Origin of the sequence: Comamonas antarctica (genome assembly GCF_013363755.1) — a bacterium.
In the GTDB taxonomy this organism is placed as follows: Bacteria; Pseudomonadota; Gammaproteobacteria; order Burkholderiales; family Burkholderiaceae_C; genus Comamonas; species Comamonas antarctica.
Genome location: NZ_CP054840.1, coordinates 1328108 through 1352500 on the forward strand (window position 1 = coordinate 1328108; position 24393 = coordinate 1352500).

Here is a 24393-nt window from a genome sequence, read left to right on the forward strand (position 1 = left end):
GCCGCGGCGCGGCCGCCGCGTAGGTCTCAGCCGGGTGCGCGGTAGACCAGCACCTTGAGCGAGCGCTCGGGCGAGACATCGGCAAACACCGCCGGGTTGGCCACGCGCTCGACGAATTCGAGCTCCGGCGCCAGTGCGCGCATCTGGTCCTGCAGGAAGTCCTGCCCCAGCTCGGGCGCATTGAGGCACAGCAGCGCATGTCCGCCCGGGCGCAGCAGGTCGGGCAGGCGGCGCATCAGCTTGGCGTAGTCCTTGGTGGCGACGAAGCTGCCCTTCTGGTAGCTCGGCGGGTCGACGATGATCAGGTGGTAGGGGCCGCCGCGCGTGATCTTGCCCCAGGTGCTGAAGATGTCGTGGGCGAGAAAGCTTGCGCCCTCGTTGATCTCATTGAGCTGGTGGTTCTGCTGGCCGATGGCCAGCGCGCCCTGGCTCATGTCGAGGTTGAGCACCTGCTTCGCGCCCGCCTGGCGCGCAACGACGGAAAACGCGCAGGTGTAGGCAAACAGGTTCAGCACCTTGAGCCCGGGGCGCTCCCGTTCGGGATGCGCTGCGACATGCGCGCGCACCCAGCGCCGGCCCTCGGCCATGTCGAGAAACAGGCCATGGTTCTGGCCCTTGAGCACATGCACGCGATAGCGCGTGCCGTTCTCGTTCACCACATGCGGCTCGGGCACGCTGCCGGCCATGAGCCGGGTTTCGCTGCGGCCTTCATGCCGGCACTGGAACACCCAGTTCAGCGGCTGGCCCGGCGCGACCTGCTGCCAGCGCTGCGCCAGTGCCGCGCCAATGGACGCGAGGTCGGCCTCCTCGACCGGCTGGAAGCTGGTCAGCAGCAGCACCGGAGGATAGGCATCGAGCACCCAGTGCTCGCAGCCCGGGTGCAGGCCGCCGCGGCCATGGAAGATGCGCCGGGCATCGGTGGAGGGCTCCATCGTGGCGATGGCGTCGAGCAAGGCTTGCATGGTGCTTTGAATTCCAAAAGAGATGAAAAAAGGCTGCCAGGGGCAGCCTTTCTATGGGTGAGCGCAGGTCCCGGGTGCACGCGCACGCAAGGCCCCCGCGTCCGTTGACCCTGGGTCGATGCCCTGGTGACACCGCGCCGGTTGCAAACCCGCTCGCCCTGAGCCTGTCGAAGGGTGTCGCGGCTCAAACGCAGCGCGCCAGCATGTCCGTCCACCAAGCAGGGCTTATTTGCCCCAGCTGTCCTTGAGCCCGGTGATCTTGTTGAACACCGGCTTGCCCGCCGCATGGTCGTGGCGGTCGGTGACGAAGTAGCCATGGCGCTCGAACTGGAAGCGCGTGTCGGGCGCGGCGCCGGCCAGCGAGGGCTCGACGAACGCGGTCACGACCTTGAGGCTGTCCGGGTTCAGCAGCGTGAGGAAGTCCTTGCCGCCCGCATCGGGCTGGGCATCGGTGAACAGGCGGTCGTAGAGACGCACTTCGGCCGCCACGCCGTCGGCCACGCCGACCCAGGTGATGGCCGCCTTGACCTTGACGCTGTCGGCGCCGGGCGTGCCGCTCTTGGTGTCGGGCACCACCTGTGCCAGCACTTCGGTGACCTCGCCCGCGTCATTCTTGCGGCAGCCCGTGCATTCGATCACGTAGCCACCCTTGAGGCGCACCTTGTTGCCGGGGAACAGGCGCTTGTAGCCCTTGGCGGGCACTTCCTGGAAGTCCTCGCGTTCGATCCAGACTTCGCGGCCCATGGTGAAGTGGCGCAGCACGGGTTCCTCGCCTTCGGGCGGGTGCGGCAGCGCGGGCAGGGTGCAGGGCTCGAGGTGGCCCGCGCCCATCACATCGTCCCAGTTCTCCAGCACCAGCTTGACCGGATCCAGCACCGCCATGCCGCGGTGCGCCTGGTTCTCGAGGTCTTCGCGCAGGCAGCCTTCGAGCGTGGCGTAGTCGATCCAGCTGTAGTCCTTGGTCACGCCGATGCGCTCGCAGAAGGTCTGCAGGCTGTGCGGGGTATAGCCGCGCCGGCGCAGACCGACCACCGTGGGCATGCGCGGATCGTCCCAGCCCTGCACGATGCCGTTGTCCACCAGGTGCTTGAGCTTGCGCTTGCTGGTGATCACATAGGTCAGGTTCAGGCGTGCGAATTCATACTGGCGCGACGCGGGCGCGGCCACCAGGCCGCCGGCCACGAGGTGCTCGAGCACCCAGTCGTAGAACGGGCGCTGGTCCTCGAATTCCAGCGTGCAGAACGAATGCGTGATCTGCTCGAGCGCATCCTCGATCGGGTGCGCGAAGGTGTACATCGGGTAGATGCACCACTTGTCGCCGGTGTTGTGGTGCTCGGCGTGGCGCACGCGGTAGATGGCCGGGTCGCGCAGGTTGATATTGGCCGCGGCCATGTCGATCTTCGCGCGCAGCACTGCGGCGCCGTCGGCGAGCTGGCCGTCGCGCATGGCGCGAAAGCGCTCGAGGTTCTCGGCCGGCGTGCGGTCGCGAAACGGGCTGTTGGTGCCCGGCTTGGTGAAGTCGCCGCGGCTCGCGCGCATCTCCTCGGCCGATTGCTCGTCGACATAGGCCAGCCCCTGCACGATCAGGTATTCGGCCGCGCGGTACATGAAATCGAAGTAGTCGCTGGCCTGGTAGGGCGCGGCGCTGCCCGGCGCCTCGCCGGGCTGGGCCCAGTCGTAGCCGAGCCAGTGCACGGCGTCGATGATGCCGTCGACGTATTCCTGGTCTTCCTTTTCAGGATTGGTGTCGTCGAAGCGCAGGTGGCAGACGCCGCCGTAGTCGCGCGCCAGGCCGAAGTTCAGGCAGATGCTCTTGGCGTGCCCGATGTGCAGGTAGCCGTTCGGCTCGGGCGGGAACCGGGTGCGTATCCTGGCCGGATCGGGCTCGCCCGCGGCGTGGTGGGCCGCATCGCCAGGGCTGCCGCCCCAGCGGCGCTGGGCATATGCGCCGCGGGCCAGATCGGCCTCGATGATCTGGCGCAGGAAATTACTCGGCTTGACCGGTTCTGGGGAGGTGTGGGTGGCGTCGGAAGAACTCATCCGGGCATTTTAGGCGCGAGGCCCGCCTCGGGGTTCTTACCAACTGAAACTTCTTGATCGGGAATAGAAACAATTTGAGCAAGGTTTTCGGCCATCCTGATGGCATGGTCGCGCGTTAAGTACTTCAAGCAGTGCTGTTTTCGCGCTGCGGCCCGCCGATTCCGGCAAGCCGACATGAACAAGGAGATCGTAATGACAACAACCCGCCTTTCGCTCACATCGTGGCGTGCACGGGCCGCTGGAGCAGCGCTGGCATTTGCCGCGCTGGCTGGCGCCGGTGCCGCCCAGGCGCGCGACGTGTACTGGTCGGTCGGCGTGCAGTCCCCGGGCGTGGCAATGGGTTTTGCCAACACGCCGCCGGTGGTCGTGGCCTCGGGGCCGGTCTACTATGCGCCGCCGCCCGTGGTGTACGCGCCGCGCCCGATCTACCACGCCGCGCCGCCGGTCGTGGTGGTGCCGTCGCACCGCTATTACGGCAATCCCCATTACCGCCACTATGACAAGCACCGCGGCCATGGCCATCGGCATGAGCACCGCGGACGCGGGCACGGCCACCGCTGATTGCGTTGGCTGGGCCGGTTGCTGCAGCGCTTCGGACCCGCATAATCCGGCGGTCTGACGTCCGGAGTGTTGTGTGAAAACTGTCTATGTCCTGAACGGCCCGAATCTCAATCTGCTGGGTACGCGCGAACCCGCCATCTATGGCGCTTCCACGCTGGCAGACGTGCAGGCGCTGTGCGAGCAAGCCTGTGCGCGCCACGGCCTGGCGCTGGCCTTCCACCAAAGCAACCACGAAGGTGTGCTGGTCGACTGGATCCATGAAGCCGGCCGTCTGCATGCGCAGGGACGGCTCGCGGGCCTGATTCTCAATGCCGCGGCATACACGCATACCAGCGTGGCGCTGCTCGATGCGGTCAAGGGCACGGGCGTGCCGCTGGTCGAGTTGCACATCAGCAACGTGCATGCGCGCGAGAGCTTCCGCCACCACTCCTATCTCTCGGCCGCCGCGCGCGCCGTCATGTGCGGTTTTGGCGTCGCGGGCTATGGGCTGGCCATCGACGCGGTGGCGCAATGGTGAGCGCCGCAAACCCGGTGGCGCCTGCGCCCGTGGCCCTGGTCTCGGCCCGCGCGCGGCGCGTGGCCACGCCGCTGGGCGACGGCGGGCAGATCGTCTGGCATGTCTGGGGCGAGGGCAACGCCGCGGCCGCGCCGCTGGTGCTGCTGCACGGCGGCAGCGGCAGCTGGACCCACTGGCTGCGCAACATCGACGCGCTGGTGGCCGCGGGCCGGGAAGTCTGGGCTGTGGACCTGCCGGGCTTTGGCGACTCCGATGGCGTGCCGGGTGGGCAGGATGCCGACACCATGCCCGCGCCGCTGCACCAGAGCCTGCAGCAGTTGCTGGGCCAGCGGCCATTTGACCTGGTGGGTTTTTCGTTCGGCGGCATGACGGCCGGCATGCTGGCCGCGGCCCATCCCCAGGGCGTGCGCCAGCTGGTGGTCGTGGGCGCTCCTGCCATGTGGGTGAGTGGCGAGAAATCGGTGCGGCTGCTGGGCTGGCGCCATCTGGACAGCGAAACGGCACGCGAGCAGGCGCACCGGCACAACCTGCAGGCGCTGATGCTGCATGACCCGGCGCGCATCGACGCCGACACCGTGGCCCTGCATGTGCAGAACGTGCTGCGCGACCGGCTGCCGCGCCGGCGCCTGTCGCAGACCGATGTGCTGGCCCAGGCGCTGGGCCGCGTGGTCTGCCCGGTGCAGGCCATCTACGGGCGCCATGACGCGCTCTACCGTGGCCGGCACGCAGCGCTGGAGCAGGCCTTCGTGGCCGCATCGCCGTATTTCGAAGGCCTGCACTGGGTCGACGGTGCGGGGCATTGGGTGCAGTACGAGCAGCCCGAGCGCTTCAACGCCCAGCTGCTCGCGTGCCTTGCGGCCGGCAGCCGTTGACGCGCGCGCTGCGCGCTGGCGCATGATGGCGCGCGCGGTGGCCGGTGGATCGGGCGTGCATGCGCCATGCGCAAAGTGCTTTTGCTTCCGCGCGCCCAGGAATAGGCGCAACGTAGCTGCCGCGGGCGTGCAGACACGGTCAAAATGTGCGCATGTCGATCACTGTCTGCATTGATGAAGTCGAGATGAGCGCCATCCGCGCCCAGGGTGCGGGCGGCCAGAACGTCAACAAGGTCTCCAGCGCGGTGCACCTGCGTTTCGACGTGCGCGCGTCCTCGCTGCCCGAGCCGGTCAAGCAGCGGCTGCTGGCGCTGAACGACCAGCGCCTGACCGCGGACGGCGTGTTGGTCATCAAGGCCCAGCAGTTCCGCAGCCAGGAGCTCAACCGTGCCGACGCGCTGGCGCGGCTGCAGGCCCTGGTCGATTCGGTGGCACGGGCGCCCAAGGCGCGCCGCGCGACAAAGCCCACGCTGGCGTCGCAGCGCCGGCGCCTCGAAGGCAAGAGCGTGCGTTCGGCAACCAAGGCCTTGCGCGGCAAGCCGAATGCGGACTGAGCCTGAGGCATGATCGACACGCCTGGCGCTTGCCGCGCCGCAGCCCGTTGAATCCGTTGATGCAAAGAGGAGTGCCATGACCCTAACGACCAAGCTGCCGCTCGAGTTCCTGCAGCGCGAACCCCAGGCGCAGACCGCCGATCCCTGGCTGCTGGTGCTGATGCATGGCGTGGGCAGCAACGAGCAGGACCTGTTCGGCCTCGCACCCTATGTGCCGCCGCAGTTCCATGTGCTGAGCCTGCGCGCGCCCTATCCGATGGGCGTGCAGGCCAACGCCTGGTTCCATTTCACCGTCGACACCAACGGCACGCGCCATATCGATGTGGCGCAGGAGCGCGCCAGCCGCGAAAGCCTTGAGCGCACGCTGGCCCAGGCGCAGCAGGAACTGGGGATCGGCGCCGAACGCACGGTGGTGGCCGGCTTCAGCCAGGGCGGCATCATGGCGCTGTCGACGCTGCTGACGCGGCCGCAGTCGCTGCGCGCGGCCATGGTCTGGCACAGCCGCCTGCTGCCCGAGATCAAGCAATTTCAGGCGCCGGCTGGGCAATTTGCGGGCAAGTCGCTGTGGATCAGCCACGGCACTTACGACAATGTGATTCCCTTGACCAGCGCACACACCATGCGCGACCATGTGCAGGCGTTGCCGCTGGGCCTGGCCTACCACGAGTACGCCAGCGCGCACGAGATCCGGCCGGACGAACTCCAGGCCAGCATGCAGTGGCTGGGCCATCTCCGCTGACCCGTATTCAGGCCGCGCGCCCGGTGCCGAAAAGCGCTTCGAGCTGGGGCGCGAGCGTGGGAAAGTCCTGGGTGAACTGCGTGCGGTTGACGAACCAGGCCTCGCAGGCGACGGCAAAGAACTCGGGCGGCGCGGTCGCGCCATAGCTGTCGAGCCAGGGCCAGGCGCCGCCGAAACGCTCGGCAATGATCACTTGTTCGCGGAACTGCTGGTAGGCCGGCTCCCAGGCCGCATGCCACAGCGCGCGCGCCGCGCGCGTGCTGGCGCTGCCCAGAAAGCCGTTGGGCAGCGGCGGGCAGCCATCGGCCGTGCCATTGCGCATGTCGATCTTGTGCGCGAACTCATGGATCACGACATTGGTGCCGGCCGCCGCGCTGTGGCGGTTTTCATCCACGGCCTGCCAGCTGAGCATGACCGGCCCGCCTTCCATGGCCTCGCCCAGCAGCACTTCCTTGTAGTAATGGACGACGCCCGCCTCGTCGACGGCTTCGCGCCGCGCCACGGCCTCGCCGGGATGCACCACGATGCCGACGAAATCGTCATACCAGGCCAGGGCCTCGCGCGGCGTGCCCCAGTGCAGCAGCGGCAGGCAGGCCTGGGCGGCGATGTGCACCGCTATGGTGTCGGTCACCTCGAGCCCATGCGCGCCATGGAACTGTTTGCGCTGCAGGAACAGCGCGGCCAGCGCGCGCAGCTTGGCCTGGTCGGCCAACGCCAGCGCGCTCAGGAACGGATAGGCCTGCATGGTCGCAAGCCACAGCCCGGCGTCGATTTCCGGCAAGGGCGAGAAGCGGCGCTGGAGCTGCCGCCAGAGCTGGCCCAGCGTCATGCGGCGTCGGGCCAGCGCAGGCGCTGCAGGCCTTGGGCGCGCGAGAGACGCAGCACTTCGGCGCGTGGCGGCGTGGCATCGAGGTCCCAGTCGCTGAGCACGATGCGGCGCATGCCTGGCGCGAGTTCATGGTCGGCGGGGCGATGGGTGTGGCCATGGATCAGCGTCGTGGCGCGCGCCGCCTGCAGCCAGTCCAGGCTGGCCTGGCTGTCGAGCTCGGCATAGACCAGGGCCGTGCGCTGGTGCGAACTGCTTTGCTCGCGCATGCCGCGTGCCTGGGCGCGGCGCGTCTCGAGCGGCTGCTGCAGGAAGGCCTGCTGCCAGGCCGCGGTGCGCGCCAGCGCGCGAAAGCGCTGGTAATCGGTGTCGTCCAGGCACAGCGCGTCGCCATGGCTCAGCAGATAGCGCTGGCCCGCGAATTCGAAACAGGTCGGGTCGGGCAGCCAGGTGCAGCCGCTGCGTTCGGCAAACTTCGCGCCCGTGAGGAAGTCGCGGTTGCCCTGCATGAAGAACAGCGCACGGTGTTCGGCAATTGCCCGCATGCGCGCGCAGCATTGCGCTTCGAAGCTCTGCGGATCGTCCAGCACGTCGTCGCCGATCCAGACCTCGAACAAATCGCCCAGCATGAAGACCGCATCGGCGCGGGTCTGCGTGAGGTAGTCGAGCCAGGCCTGCGCGGTATGCGGCGCATCGGCCTGCAGATGCAGGTCGGAAATGAATTCAAGGCGCTGCCAGTCGGCCGGCAGCGGCAGCACATGGTCTGCGGCGGCCGAGGGCAGGGCCGGGGCGTCAGGAGGCAGCATTGCCAGCCTCCGGTGGACGCCCGGGAAACCGCCTGTGCAGCGCCGCCTTCGGCCGGCGGCGCGGGCTGGCGCAGGGCACAGGCAGTCGGCCGGCCATTTACAGGGCCACGGCCTTTTCGATCACGACGTCGGCCTGGGGCACGTCGTCATGGAAGCCCTTGCGGCCGGTCTTCACGCCCTTGATCGCGTCGACGATTTCCTCGCCCTTGACGACCTTGCCGAACACCGCATAGCCCCAGCCCTGCGCGCTCGGAGCGGTGTGGTTCAGGAAACCGTTGTCGGCCACGTTGATGAAGAACTGCGTCGAGGCCGAGTGCGGGTCGCTGGTGCGCGCCATGGCCAGGGTGTACTTGGTGTTCTTCAGGCCGTTCTTGGCTTCGTTCTCGATCGGCGCCAGGGTGTCCTTTTGCTTCATGCCGGGTTCGAAGCCGCCGCCCTGGATCATGAAACCGGGGATCACGCGGTGGAAGATGGTGTTGTTGTAGTGGCCGCTGTTCACGTAGGCCAGGAAGTTCTCGGTCGACTTGGGGGCCTTTTCGGCGTCGAGTTCGATGGTGATCACGCCTTGGCCGGCGATGTGCAGTTCAACTTGCGGGTTGCTCATGGGAAATCCTTTGAAGGGGTGAGAAAAGAAAGGCGCCCGGGTGCTCAGGGCAGCACGCGCGCCGAGAGGATGGTCACGGGCGTCGTGGGCACATTCTGGTGCATGCCGCGGTTGCCCGTGGCGACAGCGCGGATTTTGTCGACGACCTCGGTGCCGCGCACGACCTTGCCGAACACGGCATAGCCGTGGCCGTCGGGCTGCGGTGCGTTGAGCGAGGCGTTGTCGGCGACATTGATGAAGAACTGGGCCGTGGCCGAGTTCGGGTTTGCGGTGCGCGCCATGGCGACGGTGTACTTGTCGTTCTTCAGGCCGTTGTTCGCTTCGAGCGGAATCGGCGGCTGGGTCGGCTTTTGCTGCATGTCGGCGGTGAAGCCGCCGCCCTGGATCATGAAGCCGTCCATCACGCGGTGGAACACCGTGCCGTCATAGTGCTTGCTGTTCACGTACTGCAGGAAATTGGCCACGGTCTTGGGTGCCTTGGCCGCGTCGAGCTGCAGCACGATCGCGCCCTGCGAGGTCTTGAGTTCGACCTGGGGCGAGGCCTGCGCGGCGGCGCCCGTGGCGCTCAGCAGTCCGCCGCAAAGGGCCAGGCCGGCGAGGGCGAAGGAGGATGTTCTGCGGGAAATCATGCGGGGCTCCTGGAAATGGAATGGCAGTGGGATGGCGGAAGGCGTCAACAGTTCCCGCCGGCCGCTGCGGCGGGCGCAAGGGGCGGCCGGGCAGACGCCGCGAAGGCCGGCTTACTTCCTGGCCGCGGGCGCAGGCGCCTGCAGCATGCTGCGCAGCTGCGTGAGCTTGGGACGCAGCTGGGTCGCGGCGCGCGGGTCGAGCTCCTGCGAGCGCAGATACGACTGGTAGGCCAGCCGCGCATAGATGTCACCCAGGTTCTCGTGCGCGACCGAATAGGTCGGGTTGTTGCGCACGGCCTGCTCCAGCGCCCCCTTGGCCTTGTCGAGATCGCCGTCGGCGGCATAGATCACGGCCAGGTTGTTGTAGGGCTCGGCGAGTTCGGGATATTCCTCGATCAGCAGCGTGAAGGTCGCGATGGCATCGGCCTTCTGTCCGGCATCGGTCTGCGCCACGCCCTTGAGGAAGCGCATCTGCGGGTCGCGCGCATTGCCGGCAAGGTAGGTGTCGGCGCGTGCCATCGCTTCGGCCGCTTTTCCGGCGCGCAGCAACTGGTTGACTTCGGTGTATTCGTCGGCGTGGGCTGCGCCCGTAGCGAGCACTGCGGCCAGGGTCATCAGGCGCAGGGCGCGGGAGAGGGCGTTGCGAGCGGGCATGTAGGTGCTTTCGGTGCGCGCAGCGACGGGGCTGCGGCGCGGGCTTATACTTCGGGCCATTGTAGCTGAGGGGTGTCAGCCCGGATGGACCCTGGGGCCCCTTTGCCGGGAGCGCTGCGCCAGGCGCGCAGGGCCTGCCACCAGCTGCCGGCCGCTCCCCCTCTCTCCCTCGTAACAGACATCCATGAGTTTGCGTATCTACAACACGCTGTCGCGTGCATTGGAAGCGTTTTCGCCGATCGAGCCGGGCCACGTCCGCATGTATGTATGCGGCATGACCGTCTACGACCTGTGCCACCTGGGCCATGCGCGCTCGATGGTGGCGTTCGACGTCGTGCAGCGCTGGCTGCGCGCCAGCGGCCTGCGCGTGACCTACGTGCGCAACATCACCGACATCGACGACAAGATCATCCGCCGCGCCGTGGAAAACGGCGAGACCATCCGCCAGCTGACCGACCGCATGATCGACGCGCTGCACCAGGACGCGGACGCGCTGGGCATCCAGCGCCCCGACTTCGAGCCGCGCGCCACCGATTACGTGCCGCAGATGCTGGGCATGATCGGCCGGCTGCAGGAGCGCGGGCTGGCCTACCAGGCCGGATCGGGCGACGTCAACTTCGCGGTGCGCAAGTTCCCCGGCTACGGCAAGCTGTCAGGCAAGTCGCTGGACGAGCTGCAGGCCGGCGAGCGCGTGGCCGTCGATGACGGCAAGTCGGATCCGCTGGACTTCGTGCTCTGGAAGAGCGCCAAGCCGGCCGAACCCGATGAGGTCAAGTGGGAGAGCCCCTGGGGCCCTGGCCGCCCGGGCTGGCACATCGAATGCTCGGCCATGGGCTGCGAGTTGCTGGGCGACAGTTTCGACATCCACGGCGGCGGCGCCGACCTGCAGTTCCCGCACCATGAAAACGAGATTGCCCAGAGCGAAGGCGCGACCGGCAAGACGTTCGCGCGCACCTGGATGCACAACGGCTTCATCAACGTGGACAACGAGAAGATGTCCAAGTCGCTGGGCAATTTCTTCACCATCCGCGATGTGCTCAAGGAATTCGACGCCGAGACAGTGCGCTTCTTCGTCGTGCGCAGCCATTACCGCAGCCCGCTCAACTACAGCGATGTGCATCTGAACGATGCGCGCTCGGCGCTCAAGCGCCTGTATACGGCGCTGAGCCTGGTGCCCGCGGCCGAGGTCGAGATCGACTGGACGCAGCCCCAGGCGGCGCGCTTCAAGGCCGCGATGGACGAGGACTTCGGCACGCCCGAAGCCGTGGCGGTGCTGTTCGAGCTTGCCGCCGAAGTCAACCGCAGCCGCAGCCCCCAGGCTGCCGGCCTGCTCAAGGCGCTGGGCGCCTGCCTGGGGCTGCTGCAGGAAGATCCGCAGGCCTTTTTGCAGGCGGGCGTTGGCGCGGGCCTCGATACCGCCGCCGTGCAGGCGCAGATCGAGGCGCGTGCGGCCGCCAAGGCGGCCAAGGACTGGGCCGAGGCCGACCGCATCCGCCAGGCCCTGCTGGCCCAGGGCATCGTGCTCAAGGATTCCGCTGCCGGCACCACCTGGGAGGCAGCGCCCTGAGCGGCGCCCGACCATGGACTCCCATTTCAATGTGTTCAATCCAGGCGGTACCAGCAGTGAATGCTCCTAAAGAGATAGCGAACGTGGTGGCCACGCCGCTGTCCGCGCCGGCCTACTGGGCGGAAGCCTGCAAGCACCTGGTCAAGAAGGACCGGGTGATGAAGCGCCTGATCCCGCAGTACGCGGGCCAGGCGCTGCAAACGCGCGGCGATGCCTTCGTGACGCTCGCGCGCTCCATCGTCGGCCAGCAGATTTCGCCCAAGGCCGCGCAGGCGCTGTGGAGCCGCGTGTCGGCATTGCCGCCGAGCATGACGCCCGAGCAATTGCTGCGCCTCAAGGTCGACGACATGCGCGCGGCGGGCCTGTCGGCGCGCAAGGTCGACTACCTGGTCGACCTGGCCGTGCATTTCACCGAAGGCCGGCTGCATACCGACCAGTGGGCAACGATGGGCGACGAAGCCATCATTGCCGAACTGATGGCGATCCGCGGCGTCGGCCGCTGGACGGCCGAGATGTTCCTCATCTTCTATCTCATGCGGCCCAATGTATTGCCCCTCGACGACGCGGGGTTGATCAGCGGGATCAGCAAGAACTACTTCTCGGGCGACCCCGTCAGCCGCAGCGATGCGCGCGAGGTGGCGGAGGCCTGGAAGCCATGGTGCAGCGTCGCGACTTGGTATATTTGGCGATCGCTCGACCCGCAGCCTGTGGCCTATTGACACTCGAAGGCCCTCAGCACAAGGCCGGGACAAGGAGAATAATTTTGGCGAAAAAGAACTTTCTGGATTTCGAGCATCCCATTGCCGAGCTCGAATCCAAAATCGAGGAACTGCGCTACGTGCAGACCGAAAGCGCGGTCGACATCTCGGAAGAGATCGACCAGCTCAGCAAGAAGAGCCTGCAGCTCACGCGTGACATCTACAGCGATCTGACCCCCTGGCAGATCACCAAGATCGCGCGCCACATCGAGCGGCCCTACACGCTCGACTACGTGCGTGAGATCTTCACCGATTTCGTCGAGATGCATGGCGACCGCCACTTCGCGGACGACCAGTCGATCGTCGGCGGCCTGGCGCGCTTCAACGGCCAGCCCTGCATGGTCATCGGCCACCAGAAGGGCCGCGACACCAAGGAGCGCACGCTGCGCAACTTCGGCATGACGCGCCCCGAAGGCTACCGCAAGGCGCTGCGCCTGATGAAGACCGCCGAGAAGTTCAAGCTGCCGGTGTTCACCTTCGTCGACACGCCCGGCGCCTTTCCCGGCATCGACGCCGAGGAGCGCAGCCAGTCCGAAGCCATCGGCCGCAACATCTTCGAGATGGCCCAGCTGCAGACGCCCATCATCTCCACCGTCATCGGCGAAGGCGGTTCGGGCGGGGCGCTGGCGATCAGCGTGGCCGACCAGGTGCTCATGCTGCAATACTCGGTCTACTCGGTGATCAGCCCCGAAGGCTGCGCCTCGATTCTGTGGAAGACCGGCGAGAAGGCGCCCGAGGCCGCGGCTGCGATGGGCATCACCGCGCTGCGCCTGAAGGCGCTGGGCCTGGTCGACAAGATCGTCAGCGAGCCCGTGGGCGGCGCGCACCGCGATCCCAAGCAGATGGCCACCTTCCTCAAGCGCGCGCTGGGCGATGCCTACCGCCAGCTGGCCGACCTGAGCCTGCGCGAGCTGCAAGACCGCCGCTACGACCGCCTGCAAAGCTACGGCCGCTACTCGGACACCAAGGCCGAGAACCGTTGAAGACCGCGGCAGGTTTGCCGCTGAACACAGCATAGACGGCTCCTGCGGGAGCCGTTGCCGTTGCTGGGCACCGCCAGGAAGGAAGCCACATGACCCAGTCGTTCGATGCCGCCATGGCGGCCTTCGCGCCGCCGCTGCCGCTGGCCGTGGCGCTCAGCGGCGGCGCCGACTCGACGGCGCTGCTGCTGGCCTGCGCGCGGCGCTGGCCCGGCCAGGTGCATGCCATCCATGTGCACCACGGGCTGCAGGCGGCGGCCGATGCCTTTCAAGCCCACTGCGAAGCGCTCTGCGCGCGTCTGCAGGTGCCGCTCGCGGTCTGCCGCGTCGATGCGCGCCATGCCGCGGGCCAGAGCCCCGAAGACGCGGCACGGCAAAGCCGCTATGCGGCGCTGGCCGAGGCCGCGCTGCAGGCCTGGCCCGATCGCCCGATGGCCAGCGTTGCCCTGGCCCAGCATGCCGACGACCAGGTCGAGACACTGCTGCTGGCGCTGTCGCGCGGCGCCGGCGTGGCCGGCCTGGCCGCCATGCCTGCGCAATGGCAGCGGCTGGGATTGCCGTGGTTTCGCCCGCTGCTGCCGGTCGAAGGCGCGGCGCTGCGCGGCTGGCTGGCAGCGCAGCGGCAGGACTGGGTCGAAGACCCGAGCAACGCCGACCAGCGCTTCACACGCAACCGCATCCGTGCGCAGCTGCTGCCGCAACTGCAGGCCGCGTTCCCGCAGTTCCGCGATACGTTCGCGCGCAGCAGCCGGCATTGCGCCCAGGCCGCCGAACTGCTGCAGGAAGTCGCCGAGACCGATCTTGCCGCTGTCGGCAATCCCCCGCGCATTGCGGCCGTGCAGGCCTTGAGCGCCGCGCGCCAGGCCAACGTGCTGCGCCACTGGCTGCGGGTGGCGCATGGCACCACGCCGGCCGCGGCGCAGCTCGAGGAACTGCTGCGCCAGGTCGCCGCCTGCACCACGCGCGGCCATCGGATCCACCTCAAACTGGGGCGCGGGTTTGTGGTGAGAACAGGGGCGCTGCTCGGTTGGTACAATCCCTGAGTTTTGGTCTACTTTTTGTACGAAAACCGCTGGCGCGCCAAAACGCCTTTTTCCTCGCGCCATGTCCGAAGTTTCGTCACCTTGATATCCAATGGCACTGATCGTTCATAAATACGGCGGCACGTCGATGGGCTCCCCGGAGCGCATCCGCAATGTTGCCAAGCGTGTGGCCAAGTGGGCCCGGGCCGGCCACCAGATGGTCGTGGTGCCCAGCGCCATGAGTGGCGAAACCAATCGTCTGCTGGGCCTGGCCAGCGAGCTCGCGCCTGCGCAGCCGCAAAATTCCTACTACCGCGAGCTGGACATGCTGGCCGCGACCGGCGAGCAGGCCTCGTCGGCGCTGCTGGCCATCGCGCTGCAGGCCGAAGGCATGACGTCGGTCAGCTACGCCGGCTGGCAGGTGCCGGTGCGCACCGACAGCAGCTACACCAAGGCGCGCATCGAGTCCATCGATGACCAGCGCGTGCGCGCCGACCTCGACGCCGGCCGTGTGGTCATCGTCACCGGTTTCCAGGGCATCGACCCGGACGGCAACATCACGACGCTCGGCCGCGGCGGCTCCGACACCTCGGCCGTGGCCATGGCGGCTGCGCTCAAGGCCAGCGAATGCCTGATCTACACCGATGTCGATGGGGTCTACACCACCGACCCGCGCGTGGTTCCCGCCGCGCGCCGCCTGTCCACCGTGAGCTTCGAAGAGATGCTCGAGATGGCCAGCCTGGGCAGCAAGGTGCTGCAAATCCGTTCGGTCGAGTTTGCCGGCAAGTACAAGGTGCCGATGCGCGTGCTGTCGAGCTTCACGCCCTGGGACATGGATCTCGCCGAAGAAGCCCAGTCGGGCACGCTGATTACTTTTGAGGAAGACGAAAAAATGGAAAAGGCTGTCGTATCCGGCATCGCTTTCAACCGCGGCGAAGCCAAGATCTCCGTGCTCGGCGTGCCCGACACCCCGGGCATCGCCTACCGCATCCTGGGTCCCGTGGCCGAAGCCAACATCGAAGTCGATGTGATCCTGCAGAACATCAGCAAGGACGGCCTGGCCGACTTCAGCTTCACCGTGAGCCAGGGCGACTACCAGCGCGCGATGGACCTGCTGCAAAGCAAGGTCGTGCCCGAGCTGGGCGCCAAGGAAGCCGTGGGCGACCCGAGCATCTGCAAGGTCAGCATCGTCGGCATCGGCATGCGCAGCCACGCCGGCGTGGCCAGCACCATGTTCCGCACGCTGAGCGAAGAGGGCATCAACATCCAGATGATCTCGACCTCGGAAATCAAGACCTCGGTCGTGATCGACGAGAAGTACCTCGAGCTGGCCGTGCGCGCCCTGCACACCGCCTTCGGTTTGGACAAATCGGAGTAATTTTTCGGTTTTGCCCGAAGTCGTAAAAAACTCGGGTTACAATCGCTGTATTGGAAACGTGACCGAGTGGCCGAAGGTGCTCCCCTGCTAAGGGAGTATGGGGTGTAGAGCCTCATCGAGGGTTCGAATCCCTCCGTTTCCGCCAGGACCTAAAGCCTCAAGCGAGCAATCGCTTGAGGCTTTTTCCTTTGTCACAGCTGCTCGCGAGGTGCCTGCCATTGCCGCCGGTTCGATGCAGATGCGAGTCATTCCCCATAAGCTGCCACCGCCTGGGGGCATGGATGACCTGCGCCTTGTGCGCCGTTACACTCTGGGCTTCCCTTGGGGAGTAGCCTGCTTCCGCCCCGGAAGCGCCCGCGTCAACATACTCGGCATTTCGCATGCTGTGGCGCCGGCAGCCGTCTGACGGTTGGCGAGACCATCGGCATTTCACCGCAACGCTGGTCGGGCAGTGGTGGAATGCTGGTGTGCCTTTGCCCGGCCGGTAGAACGAACATCTGCGATGAATGCTGCTTCCATCCTGCTTCTTGCCTTTGCCATGTCCACCGATGCCTTTGCGGCCGCGGTCGGCAAAGGCTCTGCACTGATCAAACCCCGTTGGTCCGAAGCGCTGAGAACCGGCGCGATCTTTGGCGTCATCGAGGCGCTCACGCCGATCGTGGGCTGGGCGCTGGGCTATGCGGCCTCCGATTACGTCAAGGCCTGGGACCACTGGATCGCCTTCACGCTGCTGATGGTGCTGGGCGGCAGGATGCTGCTGGGTGCCCTCAAGGCTTCTGATGAAGAGGAAATGAGCAAGCCTGCAAGGCATGGCTTCTGGCTGCTGGTGGCCACGGGCTTTGCCACCAGCATCGATGCGATGGCGGTGGGCGTGGGGCTGGCCTTCCTGGATGTGAGCATTGCAACGGTGGCCATCACGATCGGCTTGGCTACCTTCCTGATGGTCACGCTGGGCGTGATGGTCGGACGGCTGCTGGGCCACATTGCCGGCCGCTGGGCCGAAGCGCTGGGAGGCGTGCTGCTGATGGGCATCGGCGCGGTGATCCTCTATGAGCATCTCAGCGCGATCTGGGTTCCTGGCTAAGGCATCCCGTCGACATGCGGGCCGCGCGAGGCCTTTAGAAACTCCGGGATGGCGTCGGCCTCGAGCGGGCGGGAGATGTAGTAGCCCTGGGCGGCGTCGCAGCCATGGTGCTTCAGCAGGTCCAGCACTTCTGCCGTCTCGACGCCTTCGGCGAGCATTTGGTAGCCGAGTGCATGGCCCATGCTGATCAACGATTGGATGAGCGTGAATGCGCGTTCATCGTTGGCTATCGGTTTGATCAGCGACTGGTCCAGCTTCAGGATCTCGACGGGCAGGGAATGCAGGCATGACAGGTTGCTGTAGCCCACGCCGAAGTCGTCCAGCGAAATGCAGATATCCATCGCGCGTACGGCCGCCAGCGTGGTCGCGGTCCGCGTACCTGTCATCACCGCGTTTTCCGTGCATTCGAGGCGCAGGCTCTTGGGATGGACGCCATGCAGCGCGCAGGCATTGCGCAGCATGTGCAGGAACATCGGATGCTCGAGATTGCGCGACGACACGTTCACTGCAATCGTCAGGTCCAGGCCCCGCGCGCGCCAGATCGACAGCTGCTCCAGCGCCTTGTGCAAGACCCACTCGGTGAAGTCGTGGATCAGCGTGGTCCGCTCCATCAAGTCGATGAACTCGGCCGGCGATACCTCGCCAAACTGCGGGTGGCGCCAGCGCGCCAGCGCCTCGACGCCTGAGATCCTCGCGGTATGCAGGTTCAGTTTTGGCTGGTAGACCAGCCGGAACTCGCCGTTGGCCAGGCTCGCAGGAATCGCGCGCAGCAGCGCGAAGGCGCGCCTGTGCGGCATGTCGAATTCCGCGGAGTACCGGGCCCAGGGGCGCTGCTCGGCCTCGGCCTGGTAAAGCGCGGTCGTGGCCATGCGCAGCACGTCGGCGATTTCGGCTTGGGTGTGATGGAAGTGCACCAGTCCGGCGTGCATCGCCAGCTGCACCGTGATGCCGCCCTCGGTCACGAAGGGCTTGCTCATGCGGGACAGCAACGCCGTGGCAATGTCTTCCTCGCCACTGCTGGAACCCGCGTCATAGATCACCGCAAACCGGGTTTCGCCCACGTGGTAGAGGTCGACGTCGGGAGGCAGGGCCGCCATCAGAATCGTGGCGATGCTTCGAAGTGCCACTTCGAGAGGTCGGATGCCCACGGCCCGCACCGCGGATTGCAGCTGCGTGTTGCTCATGACCTCCAGCAGCATCAAGGTTGCGGGCCGGCCCGGTGTGGCGAGGCAGGCCGCGGCCAGGTCATCTGCAAGCTGCGCGCGATTGGGCAGCCGAGTCACTTCGTTGACCCGTCCTGCCATTTGGTGCAGGTCGATCTGCGCCATGACCATGGCGGCGAAATCACGCAGCAGAGCGATCTGCTGCTGGCTGAACTTCCTCGGTCGCGTGTCGATCACACACAGGCTGCCGAGCGTATGACCCGAAGGCAGCTGCAGCGGTACACCGGCATAGAAGCGTATGCCCGGGGCACCGGTCACCATGCGGTTGTCGGCAAACCGGGGATCGAGCAGCGCATCCTCCACCACCAGGACGCTGGAGGTCTCGATGGTATGGGTGCAAAAGGAATCGCTGCGCGCGGTTTCAGCTTCGTCGATGCCGACGCGGGATTTGAACCACTGCCGGCTCTCATCCACGATGGAGATGGCTGCCATCGGCACTTGCAGCAGCGAAGCAGCAAGACGGGTAAGCCGGTCGAAGGCCTCGCTGGCTTTTGTGTCGAGAAGCCCGGTGGAACGCACAAAGAAAAGCCGTTCCTGTTCATGGAGCGGCAACTCAGACGAGGTCAGGGATGGAGCTACACAGATAGAGACTTCCAGCATGCATCCTCTTGTGCAATGGGTTCGATCGTCGAACATGCAGTATCGCGGTTGCAGTCATTCCTGAAAAGTCATCCTTTTCCCCGGGTTTTATGTAACATATAGGCACAGTTGGCCGGGTGCCCCTGCCCATGTCCGGCTTCGTTCCTTTTGCCCGTCGCTGGATCGGCGGCGCAGAACGGCCTTCACTCTTTCCGGCAGATGGCTTTGAACCTTTTGGTGGTTGTGCGCATTGCGCTGGGCATAGGGATCCTGTGTGGAGCTGGCGCCGGGCATGCGCAGGTCTACCGTTGCGGCAACAGCTACTCGCACACTCCCTGCAAGGGTGGGCAAGTGATCGACACAGCCCCGGTGGTGAGCGACCCGCGTGGGCCTATGTCGCGCGAGATCTATCTGTGCAGTGCACCGCCTGGGCAGAACTACTGGAGTTCGGCGCATTGCGCCGAGCATGGTTGGCGGATCGAACGCATCGAACGTGTGCCGACCCACATCTCCTGGGAGGAGCAGGTGGCCGCGGCCAGGCAGGCGCACCGGTCGGCACTGCAGCCCCCGGCCGCGCTGGTGCAATCTCCATCGCCGGCGCCTCGGTTGCCGTCGCCACCCGTCAACGGCACTTGCACTGCGCTTGAAGAACACGTGAAAGCCCTTGACAGCATGGGCCGCGCCGGCAGCCGGTATCACGACCTGGATCGGGTGCGGCGCGAACGCAAGAATGCAAGAGACCAGCAATACCGGCTGCGCTGCTGAAGCGGCTATTGGGGCCGGTTGATGGAGGCTGGCATGCCGACATCGTCGATGGAGCAGGGCTTGTTCTGGTTGCCGGACTGGCGCGCACGATCGGCCAGCCGCACATAGAAATCGGCGACCTCGCGCAGGTCCTGTTCATCGAGGTCCTCGATACCGATCATGCGGTTGCTCGCATGCCGGTTGGCGGCCAGCAGTTCGTTGAGCTTGAGGTGGATGGCAACGCTGTCCTTGTTCTGGCTCTGCTGGATCAGGAACACCATCAGGAAGGTGACGATCGTGGTCGCGGTATTGATGACCAGTTGCCAGACCTCGGAAAAGCCGAACATCGGTCCTGTGAGTGCCCAGATCACCACCAGCGTGAGCGCCAGGCAGAACATCGCGGGGGAACCCGCCCAGCGCGTGACCCGGGAAGCAAAGTGGTCGAAAGCCGTCTGCAGGCCGGAATGCGCGGCATAGGACGCGCTGTTGGTCGACGGCATGGAACCCAATTCATCGCTGGCGTCTGGTTTTTCAAGTGTCTGTTCTGGCATGACCACTTCCTTCTCGTGTTGATGTCAGGGTTTGCAACGACAGGCAGCCGCGACGTTGCGCCCTTTTTGTACGTGCTCCAGCGCCGGCATCCGCTCCCGGAGGTTGGCAGGCCGGCAGGGCCCATTCTGGCCGCCGGCGTGGAGGATGAAGGTCAGGAAGTTGGCTTACTGCGCAGGGGCCAGGGTCCTACACCGTGCGCAGGGCTACCTGTCCACAGTAGGTGGTCCGTAAGCGATGGCTCTGACGCCCGCGTTTCCTCCACCATTTTTGGAAAGCACCATGAAAGCACTCACCTATCAAGGAGCAAAGGATGTACGTGTCGAAAACGTTCCGGACCCGGTCCTCGCGGCCAGCGACGACCTGATACTGCGCGTCACCGCCACCGCCATCTGCGGCTCCGATTTGCACATCTTCCGCGGCAAGATCCCCGACATGAAGGATGGAGACATCCTCGGCCATGAGTTCATGGGCGTCGTGGAGGAGGTCGGTGCCGGCGTGACCGACCTGCGCCCCGGCGACCGTGTCGTCGTGCCGTTCGTCATTGCCTGTGGCTCCTGCTTCTATTGCAACAAGACCTTGTTTGCGGCCTGCGAAACCACCAACACCGGCCGCGGCGCGATCATCAACAAGAAGAGCGCCACGCCTGGCGCGGGCCTGTTCGGCTACAGCCATCTCTATGGCGGCTATGCGGGTGGCCAGGCCGAGTATGTGCGCGTGCCCAAGGCCAACGTCGGCCCGCTCAGGATCGCCGACAGCGGTCTGTCCGACGAGCAGGTGCTGTTCCTGTCGGACATCCTGCCCACGGGCTACCAGGCCGCAGTGAATGCCGCGGTCAAGCCGGGCTCCTCGGTGGCCATCTTTGGCGCGGGGCCGGTAGGCCTGATGAGCGCACTCTGCGCGCGTTTTCTCGGTGCCGAGCAGATCTTCATGATCGACGACAACGACTACCGGCTGCAGTTCGCGCAGGCCACCTATGGCGTGATTCCGATCAATTTCGAGCGCGAAGACGATCCCGCCGAGATCATCCTGCAGGCGACGCAGGGGCATGGCGTCGATGCCAGCATCGAGGCCGTCGGTTTCGAGGCCAAGGGCAGCGCCATTGAAACCGCGCTGACCGCGGTCAAGCTCGAAGGCTCGAGCGGCAAGGCGCTGCGCCAGTGCATTGCCGCGACACGCCGCGGCGGCGTGGTGAGCGTGCCGGGCGTCTATGCGGGGTTCATCCACGGCTTCCTGTTCGGCGACGCATTCGACAAGGGGCTGACCTTCAAGATGGGCCAGACCCATGCCCAGCAATTCATGCCGCAACTGCTCGAACACATTGCCAATGGTCAGATGCGGCCTGATGTCATCATCTCCCACCGCATGAAGCTTTCCGACGCAGCGCGCGGCTACGAGATCTTCAACAACCAGGAGGATGAGTGCCGCAAGGTGGTGCTCACGCCTTGAGATTGCGGCAAGGAGCATGGGCATGAGTGAATGGCTGGACCTCCTGCAGTGGCCTGCGTTTGTTGCTTCGGTCGCGGCGGCATGGTTGGTGGCATCCTCGTCGCCAGAGCGCCGCAACCGGGGGTTCTGGGTTTTTCTTTTCAGCAATGTGCTCTGGTCGGTATGGGGCATCCACACCCAGGCGGCTGCCCTGGTTGCATTGCAGCTGTGCCTTGCCGCCATGAACGTCCGAGGCCTGTTGAAGACCGGGAAGGAAGAGGTCTGTGAGCCCGGCTGAGTTCCATTCTTTTGGAGGAATCCATGTTCGAGCTTGATGGGCCGTGGTGGGAGCTTCCACTGCGCGCCAGCCTGGTGTATCTGGTGCTGCTGCTGCTGATGCGTGTGTCCGGCCATCGCACCGTCGGCCAGTTCACGCCGTTCGATCTGCTGGTGGTGATGCTGTTGAGCGAGGCGGTGTCGAACGGGCTGTCGGGCGGCGAGGAGTCGGTCTTTGGCGGGCTGATCTCGGCGGCAACACTCATCGCCCTCAACCTGCTGGTGGCCTTCATCACGGCGCGCAGCCAGCGCGCCCAGAACTGGATCGAGGGGCGGCCGGTGCTCATTGGCCGGGATGGCGAGATCTTTGCGGAGGTGCTCAAACGCCACCACATGCCGATGTGCGACGTGGAACGTGCATTGCGTGAAGCCGACTGTGATCGACAGGACATGAAGTACGCCTTCTTGGAAGCTGACGGAAAGATCAGCATCCTGCAGCACTCGGGCGACGCTGACGCGGCCGCGCGCAGCTGAAAGCGTCGCGTCGCGTCTGCAACCCGGTTGACGAAACCGGGCTGCGCTGCAGACACTGGGGCCTTCCATTTGCAAATGCATTGAAAGGAGGCTCCATGCGCTCTCCCTTTTCGACATTGACGGTCGCGGCCGCGCTGCTGGCGCTGTCCGCTTCAAGCGCGCTGCGTGCGGCGCAGGCCGAGGTGCTGGATGCCGAGGCCAGCGATCCCGTGCGTCTCGGCTGGATGGTTGGAGCGCCGCCGCCGCCCGAGCGGCAATTGCGCTTCGATGATGGCAGCTATTTCCAGTTTCCGGCCCTGCGCTGGAGCGTCGCGCACTTTCGGCAATTGATGCCGACGCTCAATATCTCGCGCGGCCTGGGCGCGCCCGTGCCGCTGGCGCGCGCGCTGCGCGCGGATCTCGACGCTGTGCAGTTCACGCCCCTGGGCGGAGCAGCTCCCATGACCTGGGCCCAATCGCTGGCCGCCAACTACACCGATGGCATCGTCGTGCTGCATAAGGGACGCATTGTCTATGAGCGCTATTTCGGCGCACTGGACGAACGCGGCCAGCACGCCGCGATGTCGGTGACCAAATCGGTGACCGGCACGCTGGGCGCGATGCTGGTGGCCGAAGGCCGGCTGGATGAGAACCGGCGCGTGTCCGACTACGTGCCCGAGCTCGCTTCATCGGCTTTTGGCGATGCCACCGTGCGCCAGGTGCTCGACATGACCACAGGGCTGCAATACAGCGAGGACTATGCCGACCCCAAGGCCGAGGTCTGGGCCTTTTCCCAGGCCGGCAGTCCGTTGCCCAAGCCGAAAGACTACGCGGGGCCGCGCAGCTACCATGAGTACCTGCAGACCGTGCGTCCCGAAGGCGAGCATGGCGCTGCATTTGCCTACAAGACGGTCAATTCCGACGCGCTCGGCTGGATCATTGCGCGCGCCACCGGGCGCAATGTCGCCGAACTGCTGTCCGAGCGCATCTGGAGCCGCATCGGGGCGGAGCAGGACGCCTACATCACCGTCGATTCGACGGGTACACCGTTTGCAGGCGGAGGTCTCAATACCGGATTGCGCGACCTCGCGCGCTTTGGCGAGCTGCTGCGCAACCACGGGCGCTTCCAGGGGCAGCAGATCATTGCGCGTGCCGTGGTCGACGACATCCGGCGCGGCGGCGATCGCGCGGCGTTTGCGCGGGCCGGCTATGCGCTGCTGCCGGGGTGGAGCTACCGCAACATGTGGTGGGTCACGCACCAGGCCGATGGCGCCTTCATGGCGCGTGGCGTGCACGGGCAGCGCATCTACGTGAACCCCGAGGCGGCCGTCGTCATCGTGCGCTATGCATCGCATCCGGTGGCAAGCAATTCGGCCAACGATCCGGTCACACTGCCTGCGTTCGACGCTATCGCGCGCCATCTGCTGACAACACTGCGTTGACGCCCGCGCTGCGGCGCCATCCGGGGCACCGGGTAAGATGGCACGGCGCAGTGCGGGCGCGGGCTTGGCCCGGCCATCACTTTGCAGTGCTCCCGCAAGAACATGGAAAACAAGGCGCACGCTGGCAGCCAAGCCGGCGATGCGTTGAAAAACCAACTTGAGAGGACTACCGATGCTGATAGGCGTACCCAGCGAGACGGTGGCGGGCGAGGCCCGCGTTGCCGTGACTCCGGAGACAGTCAAGAAACTCACGGCCCTTGGGCATGTGTTGCGCGTCGAGTCGGGGGCCGGGCTGGCCGCCAGCGTGACCGATGAGGCCTATGCCGCCGCCGGCGCCGAAGTCTGCGATGCGGCGCATGCCTGGGACGCCCAACTGCTGCTCAAGGTGCGCGGGCCGACGCAGCAGGAAGCGGCTTGGCTGCGCGCAGGCACCACGGTGGTCGGCATGCTCAACCCCTTCGACCAGGCCGGGCTGCAGCGTCTGGCCGCCGCGGGCGTCACCGCCTATGCACTTGAAGCTGCGCCGCGCACCACGCGCGCGCAAAGCATGGATGTGCTGTCTTCCCAGGCCAATATCGCGGGCTACAAGGCAGTGATGATCGCGGCCAACGCCTACCAGCGCTTTTTCCCCATGCTGATGACCGCCGCCGGCACCGTCAAGGCCGCGCGGGTGGTGGTGCTGGGCGTGGGCGTCGCCGGCCTGCAGGCCATTGCCACGGCCAAGCGCCTCGGTGCGGTCATCGAAGCATCCGATGTGCGTCCCAGCGTCAAGGAGCAGGTCGAGTCGCTGGGCGCGAAGTTCATCGAGGTGCCCTACGAAACCGCCGAGGAGCGTGAAGCTGCGGAAGGCGTGGGCGGCTACGCGCGGCCCATGCCTGCGAGCTGGCTCGAGCGCCAGAAGGCCGAAGTGGCCAAGCGCGTGGCCTTGGCCGATGTGGTCATCACCACCGCATTGATTCCAGGGCGTGCGGCGCCGGTGCTGGTCACCGAGGAAATGGTGCAGTCGATGAAGCCCGGGTCGGTCATCGTCGATCTGGCTGCGGCGCAGGGCGGCAACTGCCCGCTGACCGAGGCCGATCAGACCGT

Annotated in this window: 26 protein-coding genes, 1 tRNA gene and 1 riboswitch (1 of these 28 running past the window's edge); of the genes, 18 read left to right on the forward strand and 9 right to left on the reverse strand. The window is 66.1% G+C overall.

Features of this window, described 5'->3' with window-relative positions:
- Positions 1 to 26: 26 nt before the first annotated feature.
- Positions 27 to 962 carry a class I SAM-dependent methyltransferase gene (locus HUK68_RS06265; protein ID WP_175503425.1) on the reverse strand — a complete coding sequence of 312 codons (936 nt, stop codon included), beginning with the start codon at positions 960 to 962 and terminating at the stop codon, positions 27 to 29.
- 225 nt (positions 963 to 1187) lie between these two features.
- Entirely contained in the window at positions 1188 to 3002 is a 1815-nt protein-coding gene (locus tag HUK68_RS06270) for a glutamine--tRNA ligase/YqeY domain fusion protein (RefSeq protein ID WP_175503426.1), read from the reverse strand.
- Between the two features lie 192 nt (positions 3003 to 3194).
- Here HUK68_RS06270 and HUK68_RS06275 point away from each other — a divergent pair, with 192 nt between their 5' ends.
- The 5 genes from HUK68_RS06275 to HUK68_RS06295 all read left to right on the forward strand — a co-directional run bounded on the left by HUK68_RS06275 (position 3195) and on the right by HUK68_RS06295 (position 6245).
- A complete protein-coding gene (locus HUK68_RS06275) occupies positions 3195 to 3563 on the forward strand; it encodes a hypothetical protein (protein ID WP_175503427.1) in 369 nt (122 codons plus the stop codon).
- 73 nt (positions 3564 to 3636) lie between these two features.
- The gene (gene aroQ, locus HUK68_RS06280) at positions 3637 to 4080 is read left to right on the forward strand and encodes a type II 3-dehydroquinate dehydratase (RefSeq protein WP_175503428.1); all 444 of its coding nucleotides are present in this window, start codon (positions 3637 to 3639) and stop codon (positions 4078 to 4080) included.
- Positions 4074 to 4952 (forward strand): alpha/beta fold hydrolase, encoded by an 879-nt coding sequence (locus tag HUK68_RS06285; RefSeq protein ID WP_175503429.1) that lies wholly within the window; start codon positions 4074 to 4076, stop codon positions 4950 to 4952. The genes aroQ and HUK68_RS06285 overlap by 7 nt, the downstream gene beginning before the upstream one ends.
- Positions 4953 to 5104: 152 nt before the next feature.
- Complete coding sequence (gene arfB / locus HUK68_RS06290; RefSeq protein WP_175503430.1) at positions 5105 to 5506, forward strand: alternative ribosome rescue aminoacyl-tRNA hydrolase ArfB; 402 nt, start codon at positions 5105 to 5107, stop codon at positions 5504 to 5506.
- 76 nt (positions 5507 to 5582) lie between these two features.
- Positions 5583 to 6245 carry an alpha/beta hydrolase gene (locus HUK68_RS06295; protein WP_175503431.1) on the forward strand — a complete coding sequence of 221 codons (663 nt, stop codon included), beginning with the start codon at positions 5583 to 5585 and terminating at the stop codon, positions 6243 to 6245.
- 7 nt (positions 6246 to 6252) lie between these two features.
- Here HUK68_RS06295 and HUK68_RS06300 read toward each other — a convergent pair whose 3' ends face one another.
- The 5 genes from HUK68_RS06300 to HUK68_RS06320 form a co-directional block, all read right to left on the reverse strand.
- Positions 6253 to 7074: a M90 family metallopeptidase gene (locus tag HUK68_RS06300; protein ID WP_175503432.1), complete on the reverse strand. Its 822-nt coding sequence runs from the start codon at positions 7072 to 7074 to the stop codon at positions 6253 to 6255.
- Positions 7071 to 7877, reverse strand: a complete 807-nt coding sequence (locus HUK68_RS06305; protein ID WP_175503433.1) for a UDP-2,3-diacylglucosamine diphosphatase — start codon at positions 7875 to 7877, stop codon at positions 7071 to 7073. The genes HUK68_RS06300 and HUK68_RS06305 overlap by 4 nt, the downstream gene beginning before the upstream one ends.
- A 97-nt stretch (positions 7878 to 7974) precedes the next feature.
- Positions 7975 to 8481: a peptidylprolyl isomerase gene (locus tag HUK68_RS06310; RefSeq protein WP_175503434.1), complete on the reverse strand. Its 507-nt coding sequence runs from the start codon at positions 8479 to 8481 to the stop codon at positions 7975 to 7977.
- A 44-nt stretch (positions 8482 to 8525) separates the two neighbouring features.
- On the reverse strand, positions 8526 to 9110 hold the full coding sequence (locus HUK68_RS06315) for a peptidylprolyl isomerase (protein ID WP_175503435.1): 585 nt from the start codon (positions 9108 to 9110) through the stop codon (positions 8526 to 8528).
- Positions 9111 to 9221: 111 nt separating this feature from the next.
- Positions 9222 to 9764, reverse strand: coding sequence for a tetratricopeptide repeat protein (locus HUK68_RS06320; RefSeq protein WP_175503436.1), 543 nt, complete (start codon positions 9762 to 9764; stop codon positions 9222 to 9224).
- A gap of 184 nt (positions 9765 to 9948) precedes the next feature.
- Between HUK68_RS06320 and cysS the strand changes: the two genes are divergently transcribed.
- From cysS to mntP, 7 genes are all read left to right on the forward strand, one after another.
- Positions 9949 to 11331: a cysteine--tRNA ligase gene (gene cysS / locus HUK68_RS06325; protein WP_175503437.1), complete on the forward strand. Its 1383-nt coding sequence runs from the start codon at positions 9949 to 9951 to the stop codon at positions 11329 to 11331.
- A gap of 29 nt (positions 11332 to 11360) precedes the next feature.
- Complete coding sequence (locus tag HUK68_RS06330) at positions 11361 to 12050, forward strand: DNA-3-methyladenine glycosylase family protein (RefSeq protein WP_175503438.1); 690 nt, start codon at positions 11361 to 11363, stop codon at positions 12048 to 12050.
- Positions 12051 to 12094: 44 nt separating this feature from the next.
- Positions 12095 to 13072, forward strand: a complete 978-nt coding sequence (locus HUK68_RS06335; RefSeq protein ID WP_175503439.1) for an acetyl-CoA carboxylase carboxyltransferase subunit alpha — start codon at positions 12095 to 12097, stop codon at positions 13070 to 13072.
- Positions 13073 to 13161: 89 nt separating this feature from the next.
- On the forward strand, positions 13162 to 14112 hold the full coding sequence (gene tilS, locus HUK68_RS06340; RefSeq protein ID WP_175503440.1) for a tRNA lysidine(34) synthetase TilS: 951 nt from the start codon (positions 13162 to 13164) through the stop codon (positions 14110 to 14112).
- A gap of 91 nt (positions 14113 to 14203) precedes the next feature.
- Positions 14204 to 15469, forward strand: a complete 1266-nt coding sequence (locus HUK68_RS06345; protein ID WP_175503441.1) for an aspartate kinase — start codon at positions 14204 to 14206, stop codon at positions 15467 to 15469.
- A 52-nt stretch (positions 15470 to 15521) separates the two neighbouring features.
- Positions 15522 to 15614: transfer RNA gene (locus HUK68_RS06350), tRNA-Ser, on the forward strand.
- 173 nt (positions 15615 to 15787) lie between these two features.
- A riboswitch (yybP-ykoY riboswitch) is annotated at positions 15788 to 15951 on the forward strand.
- A 20-nt stretch (positions 15952 to 15971) separates the two neighbouring features.
- Positions 15972 to 16553 (forward strand): manganese efflux pump MntP, encoded by a 582-nt coding sequence (mntP, locus tag HUK68_RS06355; RefSeq protein ID WP_175503442.1) that lies wholly within the window; start codon positions 15972 to 15974, stop codon positions 16551 to 16553.
- Here mntP and HUK68_RS06360 read toward each other — a convergent pair.
- Positions 16550 to 18412: a sensor domain-containing phosphodiesterase gene (locus HUK68_RS06360; RefSeq protein ID WP_244146272.1), complete on the reverse strand. Its 1863-nt coding sequence runs from the start codon at positions 18410 to 18412 to the stop codon at positions 16550 to 16552. The two genes, mntP and HUK68_RS06360, sit on opposite strands and share 4 nt — an antisense overlap.
- 336 nt (positions 18413 to 18748) lie before the next feature.
- On the opposite strand from HUK68_RS06360, the gene HUK68_RS06365 reads away from it, so the two are divergent.
- On the forward strand, positions 18749 to 19120 hold the full coding sequence (locus tag HUK68_RS06365) for a hypothetical protein (RefSeq protein WP_175503443.1): 372 nt from the start codon (positions 18749 to 18751) through the stop codon (positions 19118 to 19120).
- 5 nt (positions 19121 to 19125) lie between these two features.
- Here the strand turns inward: HUK68_RS06365 and HUK68_RS06370 are convergent, their stop codons facing one another.
- On the reverse strand, positions 19126 to 19650 hold the full coding sequence (locus HUK68_RS06370; protein ID WP_175503444.1) for a low affinity iron permease family protein: 525 nt from the start codon (positions 19648 to 19650) through the stop codon (positions 19126 to 19128).
- Between the two features lie 280 nt (positions 19651 to 19930).
- On the opposite strand from HUK68_RS06370, the gene HUK68_RS06375 reads away from it, so the two are divergent.
- From HUK68_RS06375 to HUK68_RS06395, 5 genes are all read left to right on the forward strand, one after another.
- Positions 19931 to 21097, forward strand: coding sequence for a zinc-dependent alcohol dehydrogenase (locus HUK68_RS06375; protein ID WP_175503445.1), 1167 nt, complete (start codon positions 19931 to 19933; stop codon positions 21095 to 21097).
- Between the two features lie 22 nt (positions 21098 to 21119).
- Complete coding sequence (locus tag HUK68_RS06380) at positions 21120 to 21374, forward strand: hypothetical protein (RefSeq protein ID WP_208458686.1); 255 nt, start codon at positions 21120 to 21122, stop codon at positions 21372 to 21374.
- A 23-nt stretch (positions 21375 to 21397) separates the two neighbouring features.
- A complete protein-coding gene (locus HUK68_RS06385) occupies positions 21398 to 21886 on the forward strand; it encodes a DUF421 domain-containing protein (RefSeq protein WP_175503447.1) in 489 nt (162 codons plus the stop codon).
- Between the two features lie 95 nt (positions 21887 to 21981).
- Positions 21982 to 23307 (forward strand): serine hydrolase domain-containing protein, encoded by a 1326-nt coding sequence (locus tag HUK68_RS06390; RefSeq protein ID WP_175503448.1) that lies wholly within the window; start codon positions 21982 to 21984, stop codon positions 23305 to 23307.
- 172 nt (positions 23308 to 23479) lie between these two features.
- On the forward strand, positions 23480 to 24393 hold the 5' portion of the coding sequence (locus tag HUK68_RS06395; protein ID WP_175503449.1) for a Re/Si-specific NAD(P)(+) transhydrogenase subunit alpha. It continues 205 nt past the right edge of the window; only the first 914 of its 1119 coding nucleotides appear in the window; its start codon is at positions 23480 to 23482; its stop codon lies beyond the right edge, outside the window.

Coding starts and splice junctions, on each gene's coding strand:
- HUK68_RS06265 (WP_175503425.1), bottom strand. CDS start 962: ATGCAAGCCTTGCTCGACGCCATCGCCACGATGGAGCCCTCCACCGAT.
- HUK68_RS06270 (WP_175503426.1), bottom strand. CDS start 3,002: ATGAGTTCTTCCGACGCCACCCACACCTCCCCAGAACCGGTCAAGCCG.
- HUK68_RS06275 (WP_175503427.1), top strand. CDS start 3,195: ATGACAACAACCCGCCTTTCGCTCACATCGTGGCGTGCACGGGCCGCT.
- HUK68_RS06285 (WP_175503429.1), top strand. CDS start 4,074: ATGGTGAGCGCCGCAAACCCGGTGGCGCCTGCGCCCGTGGCCCTGGTC.
- arfB (WP_175503430.1), top strand. CDS start 5,105: ATGTCGATCACTGTCTGCATTGATGAAGTCGAGATGAGCGCCATCCGC.
- HUK68_RS06295 (WP_175503431.1), top strand. CDS start 5,583: ATGACCCTAACGACCAAGCTGCCGCTCGAGTTCCTGCAGCGCGAACCC.
- HUK68_RS06300 (WP_175503432.1), bottom strand. CDS start 7,074: ATGACGCTGGGCCAGCTCTGGCGGCAGCTCCAGCGCCGCTTCTCGCCC.
- HUK68_RS06305 (WP_175503433.1), bottom strand. CDS start 7,877: ATGCTGCCTCCTGACGCCCCGGCCCTGCCCTCGGCCGCCGCAGACCAT.
- HUK68_RS06310 (WP_175503434.1), bottom strand. CDS start 8,481: ATGAGCAACCCGCAAGTTGAACTGCACATCGCCGGCCAAGGCGTGATC.
- HUK68_RS06315 (WP_175503435.1), bottom strand. CDS start 9,110: ATGATTTCCCGCAGAACATCCTCCTTCGCCCTCGCCGGCCTGGCCCTT.
- HUK68_RS06320 (WP_175503436.1), bottom strand. CDS start 9,764: ATGCCCGCTCGCAACGCCCTCTCCCGCGCCCTGCGCCTGATGACCCTG.
- cysS (WP_175503437.1), top strand. CDS start 9,949: ATGAGTTTGCGTATCTACAACACGCTGTCGCGTGCATTGGAAGCGTTT.
- HUK68_RS06330 (WP_175503438.1), top strand. CDS start 11,361: ATGTGTTCAATCCAGGCGGTACCAGCAGTGAATGCTCCTAAAGAGATA.
- tilS (WP_175503440.1), top strand. CDS start 13,162: ATGACCCAGTCGTTCGATGCCGCCATGGCGGCCTTCGCGCCGCCGCTG.
- HUK68_RS06345 (WP_175503441.1), top strand. CDS start 14,204: ATGGCACTGATCGTTCATAAATACGGCGGCACGTCGATGGGCTCCCCG.
- mntP (WP_175503442.1), top strand. CDS start 15,972: ATGAATGCTGCTTCCATCCTGCTTCTTGCCTTTGCCATGTCCACCGAT.
- HUK68_RS06360 (WP_244146272.1), bottom strand. CDS start 18,412: ATGTTCGACGATCGAACCCATTGCACAAGAGGATGCATGCTGGAAGTC.
- HUK68_RS06365 (WP_175503443.1), top strand. CDS start 18,749: ATGTCGCGCGAGATCTATCTGTGCAGTGCACCGCCTGGGCAGAACTAC.
- HUK68_RS06370 (WP_175503444.1), bottom strand. CDS start 19,650: ATGCCAGAACAGACACTTGAAAAACCAGACGCCAGCGATGAATTGGGT.
- HUK68_RS06375 (WP_175503445.1), top strand. CDS start 19,931: ATGAAAGCACTCACCTATCAAGGAGCAAAGGATGTACGTGTCGAAAAC.
- HUK68_RS06380 (WP_208458686.1), top strand. CDS start 21,120: ATGAGTGAATGGCTGGACCTCCTGCAGTGGCCTGCGTTTGTTGCTTCG.
- HUK68_RS06385 (WP_175503447.1), top strand. CDS start 21,398: ATGTTCGAGCTTGATGGGCCGTGGTGGGAGCTTCCACTGCGCGCCAGC.
- HUK68_RS06390 (WP_175503448.1), top strand. CDS start 21,982: ATGCGCTCTCCCTTTTCGACATTGACGGTCGCGGCCGCGCTGCTGGCG.